Genomic DNA, 15,310 nt, shown 5'->3' with positions numbered 1-15,310 from the left:
TCTGATCGTCGGCCTGCGTCCGACCCCCGATCAGGAGCGCGAAGGTCTCGACATCGCCGAACATGGCGAAAAGGCCTACAACTACTGATCGAAGCCTAAATCCAACATCAATCGGCGGCGGGGAAACCCGCCGCTTTTTTTACGATACTCGCCCACTTCAGTGACGCGGCCGCTCCTGCACTCCGCGGCTGGCCGCGAGGCAGCACAAATGGGCGACACCGCCGGCGATCTCCCGTCGGCGCGGAGTGCAAAGGAGGCGGGTTTCGACGAATCGGTTGCATTTGGCTTGGCTATCGGAAAGCCCGGTCATGCGCGTGCCAAAATGGCTGAATCAGCTCCAATTCCAGCGCCTTGCTGCATTCCGTGCGTTAGAGCGACCCAATATAAGTCGTAACAATTTTGCCACAACTTCGCTCTATCTCGCCCCAATGGTAAAATATGCACAAAATATAGGCAAATGCTGACGCCTTGCCCTTGTGAATCCAAGGCCTTCGGGAGCAAATTGCGTAGATAGATTTTCGTCCCAAGCGGAGCACAGAAATGAAACTTATCTCCCTCCTCGCGGTCGCCGCCGTCGCCGCCTCTGCGGGTTCGGCCTTGGCCGCCGATCTTCCCAGCACGAAAACAGCGCCGGTTGTCGTCGTCAATCCTTGGGACTTCGATATCGGCGCCACCTTGACGAGCGACTATCTGTTCCGCGGCATCACCCAGTCCAACCATCAACCGAGCGTCTGGGGTCGCGGCGAACTGCGCTATAATGTCACCGACGCCTGGCAGCTTTATGCCGGCGTTTCGGCCGAGAGCATCAAGTTCTCGCCGAACTTCTTCCCCGTCGGCAGCCCGGCGGTCGAAATCGACGGTTCGGCGGGCGTTCGCGGAACTTTCGACAAGTTCAGCTTCGATCTCGGCGGCATCGTCTATGGCTATCCGGACTCTCCGACCGGCACCAAACCGGTCTACAGCACCATTCTGGGCGTTTATCCGATCGGCCTCGCTGCGCGCAACCCGACCTTCTTCGAAGTTTATCTCAAGCCGAGCTACACGGTTAACGATTGGCTGACGGTCGGCGCAAACTTCTTCTACACGCCGAGCTATCTCAACACCGGCGCCAATGGCGAATATCTGTCGGGCACCGTCAAAGTCGGTCTGCCCGGCCCCTTCTCGGCCGTCTCGGTTTCCGGCGAATTCGGCCATCAATGGCTCGGCAAGGTGGATTCGGTCTATACCGACAATAATTTCAATCCGTTCTACACCTATGTCGGCTACGCTAACGGCCAGCTTCCGAGCTACAACTACTGGAACGCCGGCCTGACTTATGTCTGGAAGTTCATCAGCTTCGACGTCCGTTACTACGGCACCGACCTGAGCAAGACCCAAGCCTATATTCTCACGGGTATTCCGAATTCCGGCAACGTGCAGTATGGCTATTCGACCCAATCGAACTACGCGTCCCAGCGCTTTGTCGGCACGATCTCGTTCGACCTGACCTCGAAGGATATCAGGTGGTGATTTGATCTGACAGCCGGCTGGGCCGGCGGTCGGAACTGAAATCGAAAAGCGCGCCTGGTTTGCTCCCGGCGCGCTTTTTTTGAAGCGCTGGCCTCGACAATGCCGGACCGGAATTTTGCCGGGCGACGTTCTTGACGCGATCCTCGGTTCTTTTGCCGGCGACCGACGCGCAGATTCCACCGGGCTTCCCGTGGCCGGGTTTCGCGCTTTGGGCGTGACATGATTCGGCCCGATTTCGGGCCGATGCGAAGCCCGGCCCTCGCGGCCGGGCTTTGGCGTTCAACCGCGCGAAATGCCCCGACAAAGACCAGAATCCGAAAAGCCGGCTTTGCTCATGCCCAACCTCGCATCCATCTCCGACGATCCGCCTGCTCCCGACGCGACCGGCGCCGCGCCGCGCATTTCCTTCGTTTCGCTCGGCTGCCCCAAGGCTCTGGTCGATTCGGAGCGCATCCTGACCCGCCTGCGCGCGGAAGGCTACGCGCTCTCGCGCAGCCATGCGGGCGCCGATGCGGTGATCGTCAACACCTGCGGCTTTCTCGACAGCGCCAAGGCCGAATCGCTCAAGGCCATCGGCGACGCGCTCAAGGAAAACGGCAAGGTGATCGTCACCGGATGCATGGGCGCGGAGCCCGGCCCGATCCTTGACGCCTTTCCACAAATTTCGGCGATAACCGGTCCGCAGGATTACGAGAGCGTGATGGCGGCGGTCCACAAGGCCGCGCCCCGGGGGGAAAACCCCTTCATCGACCTCTTGCCGCCGCAGGGCGTCAAGCTGACGCCGCGCCATTACGCTTACCTGAAAATTTCGGAAGGCTGCCACAACCGTTGCACGTTCTGCATCATCCCGAAACTGCGCGGCGATCTCGTCTCGCGCCCGGCGGCGGAAGTCTTGCGCGAGGCCGAGAAGCTGGTGAAGGCGGGCGTCAAGGAACTGCTGGTCGTCTCGCAGGACACTTCCGCCTATGGCCAGGACCTGCGTTATCAGTCGAGCCGGTTCCAGAACCGCGAAGTGCGCGCCCGCTTTTTCGATCTGGCGCGCGAACTGGGCGAAATGGACGCCTGGGTGCGGCTGCATTACGTCTACCCCTATCCTCATGTCGATGAGGTCATCGCGCTGATGGCCGAGGGCAAGGTCCTGCCCTATCTCGACATTCCGTTCCAGCACGCGGCGCCCAACGTGTTGCGGGCGATGAAGCGTCCCGGCAATGTCGAAAAGACGCTCGACCGCATTCTGGACTGGAGAAAGACCTGCCCCGATCTTGCCATTCGCTCGACCTTCATCGTCGGCTTTCCTGGCGAGACGGAAGCAGATTTCCAGATTCTGCTCGACTGGCTCGAAGAAGCGAAACTCGACCGCGTCGGCGCCTTCAAATATGAGCCGGTCGCCGGCGCCAGCGCCAACGACCTCGGCCTCCCCCCCGTGCCGCCGGAAATCCAGCAGAATCGCTGGCGCCGCTTCATGGAAAAGCAGCAGAAAATTTCCTACGCCCGCCAAAAAGCCAAGGTCGGCAAGCGACTGGCGATCCTTCTCGACAAGGTCTTCCCCGGCGGCGGCGAGGGCCGCACCAAGGCCGACGCGCCGGAAATCGATGGCAAGGTTTTTGTGTCGTCGCGCCGCCCCTTGCGCGCCGGCGAGTTCGTCACGGTGAAAATCGACCGCGCCGAGGCCTACGACCTGCACGCAACGGCTATTTAGCTTGTAAAATCAGATGGTTGAAATGCCTTTGCGCGGAAGGGATCCAGCCTGGAGGCGACCTTTCCGAACAGGCCTCTGGAGTCCCCTCGCCTATCGCCGTGCAAAGACTCCGGAACCGGCCTTTTCCAGAATCGCCGTCAATTTTTTGCGATCGATCGGCTTGGCGACAAAGTCGTCCATCCCCGCCAACCGGCAGGCTTCGATATCTGAAACGAACACGCTGGCGGTGATGGCCACGATCCGCACCGAAGCTTTCTTTCCACCCAACGCACGGATTCGCCGGGTCGCCTCCAACCCATCCAGCTCCGGCATGTGCACATCCATGAAAATCAGATCGTAGTCGTGGCATTTCACAAGATCCAGAGCTTCACGACCGTTATCGGCGACGGCGACTTCGTGATTGAGGCGGCGCAACAGGCCGAGAAGCACCTGCTGGTTGGTTTGCGTGTCGTCGGCGATCAGGATTTTCAGCTGGCGCGGCGATTTCGGCGCGCGATATTGCGACTCTTCGCGCGAAGAGCCTGATGTTTCGAGTGATTCCAGTATCCGCGCGATTCGTCCAGGAGTCAGCGCGCCGCCGATAACCGCCGTGAAACGGGTCTCGAACTTGTGGCTGTCGCCGCCAAAAGCGACGATTTTCCTGTTCTGCGCGACAAGCCCGGATGTCGCGGATCTTTCCTGATGCGAATCGACGAAAATCCATTCCGCCGCGTCGGGACCGACGAGATCGAAACCGCTGGCGGCGAGCACCGCCGCAGCGGACTTAGCGCCCCTCGCTTCGGAACAGATCAGCGCGGCCCGTTTGCGAGAAGCCCGCGGCGCCACGGCGGATAGGTCGGGCTCGACGGGGATTTCAAACCAGAACAGACTGCCCGCGCCGGGCGCGCTGTCGAAATCGATCCGGCCGCCCATCGCCTCGACCAGACGTTTGCTGATCGCGAGGCCAAGGCCCGTGCCGCCGAACTTGCGCGTGATCGATGGATCGACCTGGCTGAAAACCTGAAACAGACGATCGCGGTTTTCTTCGGCCACGCCAATGCCGGTGTCGTGAACTTCAAACCGCAAGCGGTCGCCGGCAAGCCCGATGAGACGAAGCCAAATGCGCCCGCTATGGGTAAACTTGATGGAGTTGCCGGTCAGGTTGAGGAGAACCTGCCGGAGGCGCATGGCGTCGCCAAAGGCCTGCAATGGCGGATCGCCTTGAATATCCATTTCCATGCGCAGATTTTTGCGCGAGGCGGTAGGCTCCAGAATGTCGATGACGTTTTCCACGAGCGAAATCGGCGAAAACGGGCGCCGCTCGATTTCGACCCGGCCGGCTTCGAACTTGGAGAAATCGAGAATATCGTCGATCAATTTGACCAGGGCCTCGCCGGACTGGCGGATGGTCTCGACGTAATGCTTCTGCTCGGCGGAGAGTGTTGTTTCGTCCAGCAGGCTGGCCATGCCGATCACACCGTTCATCGGCGTGCGAATATCGTGACTCATGGTCGCGAGAAAAACGGATTTCGCCCTGTTGGCGCGCTCCGCTTCGAACTTCGACTGGCGCAGAGCCAGTTCGGCGGCCTTGGCGGCGGAAATGTCGAGAAAAGTGACGAGGAGTTGCGGCGTCGAACCTTCGATATTCGGCTCGGGGCGGCAGTCGCCCTCAAACCAGCGTTCGACCCCGTCGTCACCAATGGTCCGAAACTGAAGTTTGCCGCCTCCGCCGGCGAGGACGGTTTCGAACATGGCCGAAACCATCGGCCGGTCGGCCTCGGCCACATGTTCGAGCAGTCCCGATCGGGCTTCAGCCAATGTTCCGCCGTCCGCCGGCGTTCGCGGCTTGTAGCCCATCACATGCTCGTAATTCTTCGCGGTGCGCACCCATTTGGCCGCCAGGTCGAATTGGGCGTAGGTCAGACCCGCCGCATCGGCGGCATGACGCATGTGGATTCGGCTCTGGAGCAGAGCGTCCCGGGTTTCTTTCAGGGCAAGCTCGCCGTGCTTGCGATCGGTGATGTCGCGGATGATGTTCAAGGCGCCGAAGATAACGCCTTTGGCGTCCCTGAGCGGCGAGATCGTCAGGGAAACGTCGAGCTGGCGGCCATCCCTGGCCACGCGAACCGTTTCATGACGATCGATGTGCTCGCCCGCTCCAAGCCGCGCCAATAGAGCCGTTTCCTGGTCGATCGCGTCCGGCGGAACGATGCGCGCGATCGACCGCCCGATCATCTCCTCCGCGCCGAGGCCGAACAGGCGTTCGGCCTCGGCGTTCCAGCTGGTGACGGTTCCATCGAGGGTGTTGCTGACGATGGCGTCGGAAGAGCACGCGACGATCGCCGCAAGACGGGCGTTGCGAGCTTCCAATACAACCTCGACGATCGCCCGGCGCAGATCGCCGGCGGCCGCGATTTCGAAATCCGCCCAAGGCGCCGAACGTCCTTCGACGCTTTCCTTCCAGATGGCGAAGGACGTGCGCGGCATAAGTCGGATCGCGCCGTCCTTCTCATCGACTTCGACCGGCTTGTTCGGATCGCCCGCCCAGCGGACGGCCTGCGCCTGTTCAGGCCGGAACCAAATCGCAAAGTCCGGACTCTGTTGCGACAACCGCACCGCGAGGATTCCGGCGGCGGCGCCGGCGTATCTTGCCGCTGGCGGATAGCACTCGGACAGGCGATCGCTGACGAGGACCAGATCGGGGCTGTGCGTCAAAAAGGAAACGAGGTCCTTGATGTCCTCATCCGAAGGCGTCTCGCCGAGCGTGGTGATGCGTCCCTTGGTGACCAGGGCGGCGCCGCCGGACTCGATATAGGCGCCTATATTCGCCGGGCCCTCGCCGCCGAGGCTCGCGTGCAGTTCCAAATTCGCTTGCAGCGCATTCATCATGCCCTCGAAGACCGCCTTCATGCGCGCGCGATCGGACAAGCTTTCGGCGTCCTCCTTGGCGACCATCGTCAATGAAATCATATGAGTCAGGAACTCGGCGGCCGTGCGCGATTCATAATCGACATGGCGCGGCGCGGATTCGTGGTGGCAGACGAGAAGCCCCCAGAGAACGCCTTCCCTCTTCAAGGGCATCACCATGGCAGCCTTGACGCCCATATTCCTGAGGTAGCGGGTGGACATCACGGAGACGCTGCGCAGCAGAGCGCGGCTCAGGTCGATGGGCCCACCGGCGCCCGGCGCGAATTCCGGAATGAGGGGAATCGGCTCGTAATCCGCATCGGGGAGATGCCGCAGCCCCGAAAGCTCCAACAGGCGCCGGGCGGGCTGCGGAATGTCGCTGGCCGGGAAATGCAGATCGAGATAGCTCTGAATTCCCTCCGCGGTCGATTCGGCGATGACGTGACCGCTGTCGTCGTCGAGAAACCGGTAAACCATTACCCGCTCAAATCCAGTCAGGCGCCGAATTTCCGACACGGCCGAATCGAAAAAGGCTTGCAGCGTTTTCGTATCGTGCAATGCGGCGATCGTCGCCCGCAACCCGGATTGGAGATCGAGCGTCGGACGGTCGGCGCGTTCGGCAATTATTTCGAATTCCAGAATGGTCGCCCCGCCGCAACGGTGACCGAAGAGATTGAGCGCGCGGCCTGAACGCAGGTCCGATCCGGACAGCCTGGCGAGATGCGCCGGACCGTTTTCCAGAAGTTCATCCTTCAAGCGCCCGGCGACAGCCGGCGTGCGGGCCGCGAGCGCGGTTTCCAGCGTGCCGCCAAGCAATTCGGCGAGCGGAACGCCGAGCAGTTCCGTACAATTCGTCGAAAACTGCAGAATGCGCAGCGAGGGTTCTTCGATCACCAGCATGCAGCCGTGCGGCTGCACCGCGCCCGAGAACTGCACTTGCTCCCGATCGCAACTCGACAGGTCGACGTTTTGTGCCTTAATGACAATGTCATTCATTGTGGAAGATCGCAGAGCCAGGTTTCCAGAGGCAGTAAGTTTCGCGCGCCTTTGCTGCGGACAAGTCGCGGGTCTGGGGCGTCGCGCGCAGGGTTTCTGCGCCCGTCTGGAATCCCCAACGCCGGGCGAGGTGGGGGCGATAAAGGGCGAGGTCGGAAAACCGATCCCTGACCGCCAGACGTTTTTCCAGCCGCAGGTGGATATCCCACGTAAAATCTTTGAGAAACATAACAAAACCTGGAAACGGCCGACCGAGTTTCCTGATCTGTCGAACCCCCCCAACAGCGACAAGCACTCCGGTGGCGCCGAAATGAGCAGGACAACGACTTTAGCTTAAATGACTGAGAAAGAATATTAATTTTGCCAATCGGCGGTTTCCTCGCGACGGCCCGGTCGGCATCCCGGCGTTTTGCGTCCTTTTTTGGCGGGCAGCAGACGGCCGGTTTCGCCCGCTATCTCGGCCAGATCAGGCCCGAAAACCTCTCCGCCAGCGAATTCTTGCCGTTTCGCGCGACGACGCCGTTGGGGCTGCGAACGGCGCGGCCTTCATCGCCGGTCGCTTCCAAAACCTTGTTCGCCCCCTCGCTCCACATCCGGCGCAGCGCGTCGGTATTCGCTTTGTGGTTTTGGCGCGGCGCGTCTTCGGGGCGGCAGGGCACGTCCCGGGTCCTCCCTCCTTGCCGGCCACGATACGAAATTTTGGCGATTCCGGCGACGCCGCCGGAAGGATATGCTAAGACGCGCAGTCCGCGCCCGAACAAGCGGCGGATGGAAAACCGACCTGAAATGGATTGAAAATGTCCGAATTCAGCGATCTTTTTCTTGAACTCAGAACCATTCTCGACGATCCTGAGGCCTATTACCAGCAGATCAGCTCGGAGCTCGATCCCAATCTGGTCGATCAGCTGCGCGGCTATGCGGCTTTGCACCATATTCCGCTTCAGGACGCGCTGTTGGGCGCGTTGCAGCTGTTCATGCTGACCTCCGCCGAGGATGCCTGGCGCAAGCTGCAACGTGACGTGGGCGCCGAGGACGAATATAGCGCTGCGCCGCTGACCGTCATTCTCGAACGCTTTCTGGCCATCGCGCTCGATCCGGCGCGGCAAAAACGGCTCGAAGGCCCAAAACTGCCCGCCATCCTGAATGCTTTCCGCCGAATGCCAGAATAAAGCGCCGTTCTGTCATTAAAATAGAACGATCGGGGGCGACAACCGCTTTTGGGGGGTGCTCACCGGGCCGGCAACGGCCAGGAAGGACCTTCAATGGTCGGCAAAATCGAGATTGTCGAGTCGCTGGGCGAAAGCGTCGTGCTGCTGCCGTCGCTGATCGCGGCGGCTCTGGCGGCCAATGACCGGCTGAAAATCCGGTTGACCCTGTTGCAGGAAGCTTCCGCCCACGCCGCCGAGCCGGGCCGGACTGTTTTGCCCCTCGAACAGGAGCGGCGCGCGGTCGGGCTCGACGATGCCGAATATGACGCAATCGTTGCTTCGGCGCGCCCCCTCGACGCCGCGCAATTTCTCGCCGCCGGCGCGGCGCGTCTCGCCGCCGGGATCAATGGCGACCTCGCCTCCATGCTGGCGCCCTGCGAGGTCGCCAAGACCGGGACGGCGCCCGCCTTCAAGACGCGGCGCGACGCGCTGGTCGCCGCTTTGCCCGATTTCAAAGGCGACCGCGTCGCCCATGCGCAGGTCGCAAGTCTTGCCTCCGCGCGGCGCGGCTCGGGCGACAGCGTGCATCTGCTGGTGATGGACCTGCACAAGGCGATCAACCTGCTGGCGGCGGAAACCGCCGTCGAACAGATCGACGGCGCCCACGCGGCGGGTCTCGACGACCCGGCCCGCCTTCGGGTCAAAGCTTTTATGCGCGGCTTGAACAGGACTTCGCCGCTGGCCTTCGGCCACCCCGGTCTTGCGACCACCGCCGGACAGCTTGGCGGGCGCCTTTCGATCCAGAACGACATCGGCACGACCGACGCCCATGTTCTGGTCGTCCATGTCGAGGGGCTGACCGTGACGACGACCTATACCGATGTGCATCGGTCGCGGGCCAAATTCTTCATCGCGCTGTTCGCTGGCGAAAAAGTCGGCTGGAGCCCGCTGGACGAGAAGCGCCAGCGCAATCTCGCCGAAGGCGAGGTGTTTTTCCTGCTCACGGGCGCCTATTCGGCGCGTGACGAGGTCGATCTCGACCGTTTCCTCGAATTTTTAGGCTCGCGCATCGTCTTCCTGATCGACTGGAACAAGGCGCGTAAAACCTTGCAAGCGTTCACCTCGAAAAGCGCAGCGATCGCGCTTCTGACCGAGGCGGCGCGCCATGATGACGGCCATCGCGCCTTTCTCGAACTCGGCGGCGCCGAACTGGTCTATGAGGCGATCCGCAACGCCGCGCCGGGCCGCATCGCCTATGGCGTGCCGCTCGACCAGGCGCTCGGCGACGCCGAATGCGAGGGTTTTTTGCGCCATGTGCTGCATGTCGCCTGCGAGGGCCTCAAGGACGGCCGTTCGACGCGGCTGATCCGCGATGAAATCCAGGCCAATCTGTCGCAACGGCTCGACACCGCCGAACGCGAATTGCTCGGCATGGTGCTGCGACAGCTTGGCCTGACGCGCATGCTCGCTGGCATGATCGAGACGGCTTTCCTGCCCGATGGACTGGCGAGCCTCGAAGACCGCAAGAGTTTGAGCCTGCGCGCCAAGGCGATCGAGGCCAAGGCCGACCGCCTCACCGTCGCGGCGCGGAAAATTTTCGCGCGATTAAGGAATGCCGACGAATTGCTGCAACTGGTCGATCAGGTCGAAAACGCCACCGACAGTTTTGACGAGGCGGCGTTTTATCTGAGCCTCGTCTCCCAAGACGGCGCCAACGACGGCAATGCCGGCGCGAACGCCGCTAATTTCCTCTCGGCCCCGCTCGGCGCGCTGGCCGCTCTGGCGACCGAATCGGTCAGCCAGTTGACCCGCGCCGTCGAAGGCGCGCTGCTGATCCCTAACGGCAAGCGACTCGACGCGGCTTTCTCGCTGCAATGCGCCGACGCCGTGACCGACGCCGAGCGCGCGGCCGACGCCGCGGGGCGCGGCGCCATCGGCGCGATCGTCGTTGAGACCCCCGCCGGCGGCGATGCGCGCAGCCTCGTGCTGGGGCTGGAAATCGCCCGCGCGCTTGAAGAGGCGACCGACCGCCTCGCCCATGCGGCGATGTCGCTGCGCAACCGGATCCTGCAGGAGCTTTCCGCATGAGCGGCGAAAAAAATTACGAACCCGCCCTGATCGGCTTCGGCAACGCGCCAAAAACCCTGTCGCCGGCGCTTTACGGCGCCAAGGCGGCGGAACTGGCGCGGATAAGCGCCCTGGGCCTTACCGTCCCGCCGGCCTTCGTCCTGCCGACGAGCCTATGCGCGCCAACGATCGCCGGCGACAGACAGGTCCTCGAAATCTTGCGGAAAGGCCTCGCCGCCGGCGCCGCCCGGCTCGAAGCGGTTACCGGTCGGACATTGGGCGACGCTCGCGCGCCTTTGTTCGTCTCGGTGCGCTCGGGCGCCGAGAAATCCATGCCCGGCATGTTGGAGACGATTCTCGATGTCGGCATGAACCCGACCAGCGTCCACGGCCTGATCCGCGCCACCGGCAATCCGCGCCTCGCCTTCGACAGCTATCGGCGGTTCATTCTCTCTTACGTCGAAGTGGTCGGCGGCCTGCCGCTAAAACCTTTCGACGAAGCTTTGGCGGCGATGATCCATGCCGAGGGCGCAGCCCATGAAGCCGAACTCGATTCCGAGGCGCTGGAGCGGCTGGTCGGCGCATTTCTCGAAATCGCCGCCGCCCATGACGCGACGCCGCCGCGCGATCCGCTCGAACAGCTCTATGAGGCGGCGCGCGCCGTCTATCTGAGCTGGGAGAGCCCCCGGGCCAAAGAATATCGCCGGCTCAACGCGCTTGAAGGCTTGCTTGGGACCGCCGTCACGGTCCAGGCGATGGTGTTCGGCAATTCGGGCGGCGATTCCGGGTCCGGCGTGGCTTTTTCGCGCGATCCGGCGACGGGCGCCAAGGGACTTTACGTCGATTTTCTCGCCGACGCCCAGGGAGAGGACGTGGTTTCGGGGCGTCGCACCCCCGCCGACGCGGCGCTGCTGGCGCGGCGCATGCCACAGGTCGCGCGCCAGTTGGCGGAAGGCGTGGAGGCGCTCGAAAAAGAGGGAGGCGACCTTCAGGATGTCGAATTCACGGTGGAGCGCGGCAAGCTGTTCTTCCTGCAAACCCGCGCCGCCAAGCGCACGCCGCGCGCCGCGCTGAAAGTAGCCGTCGATATGGTTGAAGAAGGGCGGATCGACCGCCCCGAGGCCCTCCGCCGGATCGCGGGAATCGACTTGAGCAAAGCCGGAATCGCCACATTCGTGCAGGAGGCGCCGGCCGTCGCCACGGCGACCGTCGCCGCGCCCGGCGTCGCCTGCGGCCGCGCGTGTTTCACCAGCGCCCAGGCGCAGGATCTGGCGCGGCGCGGCGAACCCGTCATTCTGGTTCGCCGCGACACTTCGACCGAGGATGTCGCCGGTTTCAGTGTCGCCGATGGGGTCCTGACAGCGATCGGCGGGCGCACCTCCCATGCCGCCGTGATCGCGCGGCAGATGGGGAAAGTCTGTCTGGTCGGCTGCCGGACCTTGACCATCGACGCCGAAGAGCAGGGCGCCACTTTGGGCGGCAAGACGATTCGTCAGGGCGACTGGATCGCCCTCGATGGCGCCAATGGCGCGATTTCGCTCGGCAAACGCGACATCGTCATGGCGAACGCCGCCGAAAGCGCGATCGTCGAACAGTGGCGGCGGGAAGCGCAACAGGGAGCGCGCGAGGGAGCGAAAGTAGAAGCGCCAATAAGCGTCAAAGCCTGACGTTCAAGGCAGCAGCACGGTCGCGCCCGTCGTCGCGCGCGCCTCCAGCGCGCGGTGGGCTTGCGCCGCGTCGGCCAGCGGATAGCGCGCGTGAACGGCGATCTTGACCTCTCCCGAACCGACGACCTGTGTCAGCCGCGCCGCCATCTCGGCGAGCCGCCCCTCCACCGCGAGATGAGTGAACAGCGTCGGACGCGTCGCGTAGAGCGAGCCTTTCTGCGCCAGCAGGCCGATGTTGAAAGCCTCGATCGCTCCCGAAGCGGAGCCGAAACTGACGAAGGTTCCGAACGGCCGCAGGCAATCGAGCGAACCGGGAAAGGTCGCCTTGCCGACACCGTCGTAGACCACGTGGCAGAGTTTGCCGCCGGTGATCTCCTTGACCCGCGCGGCGAAGTCTTCGTCGCGGTAGAGAATGACTTCATGCGCGCCGGCCTCGCGCGCCAGTTTCGCCTTGTCTTCACCGCCCACGGTGCCGATCACCGTGGCCCCGAGCAGCCGCGCCCATTGGCACAGGATCAGGCCGACGCCGCCCGCCGCCGCATGGACGAGGACCACGTCGCCGGCGCGGACCGGATAGGACCGGAACAGAAGATATTCGGCGGTCAGACCCTTGAGCATCATCGCCGCCGCCGTGTCGTAGGCAATGCTGTCCGGCAAGGCGACCAGCGCGCGCGCGTCGATGTTGAGGGCCTGCGCATAGGCGCCCGGCGCGCCCGCATAGGCGACGCGGTCGCCGAGCTTGAATTGCGTCACGCCTTCGCCGAGCGCGACGATCTCCCCTGCCCCCTCGCTGCCGGGCGTGAAAGGCTTGGTCGCCGAGGGATAGGCGCCGGTGCGGAAATAGACATCGATGAAATTGACGCCGATGGCGTGCTGGCGGACCTGAACCTGTCCCGGTCCCGGCGCGGCGAGGTCGATGTCCTCGTAACGCAAGACTTCCGGACCGCCGGTCTCGTGAACGCGGATCGCCTTGACCATGTTGGGTTTCTCCTCTGGAGAGGGAAGTTAGCGCCGCCAATGGCGCGCCGCAATGCGCGCGCCAAGGCGCGGACGCAAAATTCGCCTTGCGTCGGGAAAGGCTCAGCCCTTTTCCGGCAGGTTCACCCGCAGGTGCAATTCGCGCAATTGCTTCGGCGTCGCCGGCGCCGGCGCGCCCATCAGAATGTCCTCGGCGCGCTGGTTCATCGGGAACAGCGCCACTTCGCGCAGGTTCTGCTCGCCCGCGAGCAGCATGATGATGCGGTCCACGCCCGCCGCCATGCCGCCATGGGGAGGCGCGCCATATTGGAACGCGCGATACATGCCGCCAAACCGCTCGATCACCGTCTCCTCGCCATAGCCGGCGATTTCAAAGGCCTTGACCATGGCTTCCGGGCGATGATTGCGGATGCCGCCCGAGGCGATCTCGAAACCATTGCAAGCGATGTCGTACTGGAACGCCTTCAGCGTGAGCGGATCGGCGCCGTTCAGCGCCTCCAGCCCGCCCTGCGGCATGGAAAAAGGATTATGGGCGAAATCGACCTTTTTCTCGTCCTCGTTCCACTCGAACATCGGGAAATCGACGATCCAGGCCAGTTCGAACCTTTCCTTGTCGATCAGGTTGAGGTCCTCGCCGACTTTTGTCCGCGCCGCGCCGGCAAACCTTGCGAATTTTTCCGGATCGCCCGCCACGAAGAAAGCGGAGTCGCCGGCGTTCAGGCCCAATTGGACGCGGATCGCCTCGACGCGCTCCGGCCCGATATTATTGGCGAGCGGCCCACGCCCGCCGACGCCGCTGGCGTTGGGGTTTTCCTTGAGGCTGGTTTCGTCCCTGGCGCGGTCGAAGAACAGGATATAGCCCAGCCCCGGCTGGCCCTCGCCCTGCGCCCAGCTGTTCATCCGGTCGGCGAAGGTGCGCTGGCCGCCGCCCGGCGCCGGAATCGCCCAGACCTGGTTCTTGGGCGCTTCCAGCAGACGCGCGAAAATCTTGAAGCCGGACCCCCGGAAATGGTCCGACACCTCTTGCATGACAATCGCGTTGCGCAGGTCGGGCTTGTCGGAGCCATATTTGCGCAAGGCTTCGGCATAGGGGATGCGCGGCCATTTTTTCGTCACCGGCCAGCCATGGCCGAATTGTTCGAAAATGCCGGTAATGATCGGCTCCATGGTTTCGAACACGTCTTCCTGGGTGATGAAACTCATCTCCAGATCGAGCTGGTAGAATTCGCCGGGCAGCCGGTCGGCGCGCGGGTCCTCGTCGCGGAAACAGGGCGCGATCTGGAAATAGCGGTCGAACCCGGCCATCATCAGCAATTGCTTGTATTGCTGCGGCGCCTGCGGCAGGGCGTAGAATTTGCCGGGGTGGATGCGCGAGGGCACCAGAAAGTCACGCGCGCCTTCGGGCGAGGAGGCGGTCAGGATCGGCGTCTGGAATTCGTTGAAGCCGGAGGCCTTCATGCGCTCCCTCATCGCATCCACCACTTTGCCACGTAACATGATGTTATTATGTATTCTTTCGCGTCGCAGGTCGAGAAAGCGATACTTTAAGCGCGTTTCCTCGGGATAATCCTGATCGCCGAACACCGGCAGCGGCAATTCGCCCGCCATACCCAGCACTTGCGCGTCGCGGACATAGATTTCGATTTTTCCGGTCGCCATGTCTGCGTTGTCGGTGCCTTCCGGGCGGCGGCGGACTTCGCCGTCGAGCCGCACCACCCATTCGGCGCGAAAAGTCTCGGCCAGCTTGAAGGCCGGGGAATCGGGATCGACGACGCATTGGGTGAGGCCGTAATGGTCGCGCAGGTCGATGAACAACACGCCGCCATGGTCGCGGATGCGGTGGCACCAGCCGGACAGCCGGATGGTTTGCCCGATCTGGGTTTCGCGGATTTCGCCGCAGGTATGGGTGCGATAGGCGTGCATGGATTTACGGACCTGAAAAGAGTTGGGCCACGCCTAGCGGAATTTTACCGTCGCGTGAAGGGGGCGCGGCAATCGCGCGAACCCGGACGAAGGGGCGTCCACTCTAACGCCCCCAACCCGCCGGAAGGCAATACCATCGGTCGTTTTCAAGGGCCGAGGGTATAAGCGCCGATTTACAATTGAATTTCCGCGTTGAACCCGCGCGCCGGGCCTGCTGACCCGCGCCTGTCTCTTTTGACTACCCGCTTGTGAAATCCCGCGGTCGCGCGACGCGGCGTTGACGAAACAAGGCCAAATGCAGTCTGGAGCGGCCGATCGGTCGCTTGTTGCGTGATTCACTAGTTTATAAAATCGATATACTAGGATATTTTGGCGCGCGATAGAGAGCTTCATGCTCTTATTTCGGGATCGACAAGGAAGCCAGATGTCCCCTATGA

General features: G+C 62.9%; 10 protein-coding genes. 5 read left to right on the top strand and 5 right to left on the bottom strand.

Features of this window, described 5'->3' with window-relative positions; translation table 11 throughout:
• Positions 1–540 precede the first annotated feature (540 nt).
• Positions 541–1,509 carry a TorF family putative porin gene (locus QZY01_RS21480; protein WP_294541304.1) on the top strand — a complete coding sequence of 323 codons (969 nt, stop codon included), beginning with the start codon at positions 541–543 and terminating at the stop codon, positions 1,507–1,509.
• Positions 1,510–1,843: 334 nt separating this feature from the next.
• Positions 1,844–3,208, top strand: coding sequence for a 30S ribosomal protein S12 methylthiotransferase RimO (rimO, locus tag QZY01_RS21475; protein WP_294541302.1), 1,365 nt, complete (start codon positions 1,844–1,846; stop codon positions 3,206–3,208).
• A gap of 90 nt (positions 3,209–3,298) precedes the next feature.
• On the opposite strand, the gene QZY01_RS21470 is transcribed toward rimO, so the two are convergent.
• From QZY01_RS21470 to QZY01_RS21460, 3 genes are all read right to left on the bottom strand, one after another.
• Entirely contained in the window at positions 3,299–7,090 is a 3,792-nt protein-coding gene (locus QZY01_RS21470) for an ATP-binding protein (RefSeq protein ID WP_294541300.1), read from the bottom strand.
• Positions 7,083–7,319, bottom strand: coding sequence for a hypothetical protein (locus QZY01_RS21465; protein ID WP_294541298.1), 237 nt, complete (start codon positions 7,317–7,319; stop codon positions 7,083–7,085). Before QZY01_RS21465 ends, QZY01_RS21470 begins: the two co-directional genes overlap by 8 nt.
• A 223-nt stretch (positions 7,320–7,542) precedes the next feature.
• The gene (locus tag QZY01_RS21460; protein ID WP_294541296.1) at positions 7,543–7,749 is read right to left on the bottom strand and encodes a hypothetical protein; all 207 of its coding nucleotides are present in this window, start codon (positions 7,747–7,749) and stop codon (positions 7,543–7,545) included.
• 138 nt (positions 7,750–7,887) lie between these two features.
• Here QZY01_RS21460 and QZY01_RS21455 point away from each other — a divergent pair, with 138 nt between their 5' ends.
• From QZY01_RS21455 to QZY01_RS21445, 3 genes are all read left to right on the top strand, one after another.
• Positions 7,888–8,259: a hypothetical protein gene (locus QZY01_RS21455; protein WP_294541295.1), complete on the top strand. Its 372-nt coding sequence runs from the start codon at positions 7,888–7,890 to the stop codon at positions 8,257–8,259.
• 93 nt (positions 8,260–8,352) lie between these two features.
• Positions 8,353–10,326 (top strand): hypothetical protein, encoded by a 1,974-nt coding sequence (locus QZY01_RS21450; RefSeq protein WP_294541293.1) that lies wholly within the window; start codon positions 8,353–8,355, stop codon positions 10,324–10,326.
• Positions 10,323–11,972: a PEP/pyruvate-binding domain-containing protein gene (locus QZY01_RS21445; RefSeq protein WP_294541290.1), complete on the top strand. Its 1,650-nt coding sequence runs from the start codon at positions 10,323–10,325 to the stop codon at positions 11,970–11,972. The genes QZY01_RS21450 and QZY01_RS21445 overlap by 4 nt, the downstream gene beginning before the upstream one ends.
• 3 nt (positions 11,973–11,975) lie before the next feature.
• On the opposite strand, the gene QZY01_RS21440 is transcribed toward QZY01_RS21445, so the two are convergent.
• Together QZY01_RS21440 and aspS are read right to left on the bottom strand one after the other, a co-directional pair.
• Complete coding sequence (locus QZY01_RS21440; protein ID WP_294541288.1) at positions 11,976–12,950, bottom strand: quinone oxidoreductase; 975 nt, start codon at positions 12,948–12,950, stop codon at positions 11,976–11,978.
• Positions 12,951–13,052: 102 nt separating this feature from the next.
• The gene (aspS, locus tag QZY01_RS21435) at positions 13,053–14,873 is read right to left on the bottom strand and encodes an aspartate--tRNA ligase (RefSeq protein ID WP_294541286.1); all 1,821 of its coding nucleotides are present in this window, start codon (positions 14,871–14,873) and stop codon (positions 13,053–13,055) included.
• Positions 14,874–15,310: the final 437 nt, after the last annotated feature.

It is taken from the genome of uncultured Rhodoblastus sp., assembly GCF_903903185.1.
GTDB lineage: Bacteria > Pseudomonadota > Alphaproteobacteria > Rhizobiales > Beijerinckiaceae > Rhodoblastus.
The sequence above is the reverse complement of the archived record's forward strand: the minus strand, read 5'-3'. Positions and strand labels throughout refer to the sequence as shown.